This window comes from Vibrio sp. Vb1574 (assembly GCF_033338675.1).
In genome coordinates this window covers 1-1,028 of sequence record NZ_JAWOTC010000476.1, presented here as the reverse complement: position 1 = coordinate 1,028, position 1,028 = coordinate 1, and the positions used below count along the sequence as shown (strand labels likewise).

Here is a 1,028-nt window from a genome sequence, read left to right as displayed (position 1 = left end):
AGCATTTCTTTGTTTGGCACGTCGGTGATCAGATCACTCACGGTGTGCCAGACAATGTCTTGCTTCGCGAGATTAAGTACTTTTGAGTCAACAGTTTCGACAGAAAGTGCTTTCGCTTCGACCATAAATGGCGCGTTGCGCAGTGCAGAGTCAAAGCTGTTGTATTTCACGTTAACTAAGGTACGCGCTTTCGGAATTGGCGTCAGGTTTAGCTTCGCTTCCGTAATAAAGGCCAATGAGCCTTCTGCTCCACACAGCACTCGTGTGATATCGAAGCGGTCATCTTCTTCATTTAACGCGTTCTTTAAGTCGTAGCCCGTTAGGAAGCGGTTGAGAGGAGGAAATTTATCCACGATCTGCTGGCGTTTTTCTCGACAAACTGATTCCGTCACTTGTAACGCCGTAGCGGCAAACTCGCCTTCTTTTGGATAACCATGAGACAAATCAGACTCTAAAATCGAGCCATCAGCAAACACCGCTTGCAACGACAGTACATGATCAGACGTTTTCCCGTATTTAAGAGAGCCTTGACCAGAGGCGTCGGTATTCACCATCCCGCCAATCGTTGCGCGGTTGCTGGTCGACAAATCTGGAGAGAAAAAGTAGCCGTAAGGACGAACCGCATCGTTCAACTGATCTTTCACAACACCAGTTTGAACGCGAACCCACCCTTCATCTTCATTCACTTCCAATACTTTGTTCATGTGACGAGACAAATCCACCACAATGCCTTTGGTCAGCGACTGGCCATTTGTACCGGTACCGCCACCACGAGGGGAGAACGTGATTCTTTCGTACTTTTCTTGATTGCTCAGTTTCCCGATGAGAGAAACATCTTGAGTCGTTCGAGGATGGACGACTGCTTGAGGAAGTTGCTGGTAAACGCTGTTGTCAGTAGCGACGGCTAAACGACTTGAATATTGGCTTTCGATGTCGCCAGTGAATCCGGCTTGTTCAAGCTCTTTCAGAAAACGAAGAACAAGAGGATCGACATCAGTTTGCGAGTGTAATCTTGGTAACATTTGCTT

1 protein-coding gene is annotated in these 1,028 nt (G+C 47.4%); it reads right to left on the bottom strand.

Features of this window, described 5'->3' with window-relative positions; translation table 11 throughout:
* The coding region (locus R7O12_RS26990; RefSeq protein ID WP_318127130.1) for an FAD-binding oxidoreductase at window positions 1-1,022 on the bottom strand (1,022 nt) is incomplete at its 3' end.
* Window positions 1,023-1,028: the final 6 nt, after the last annotated feature.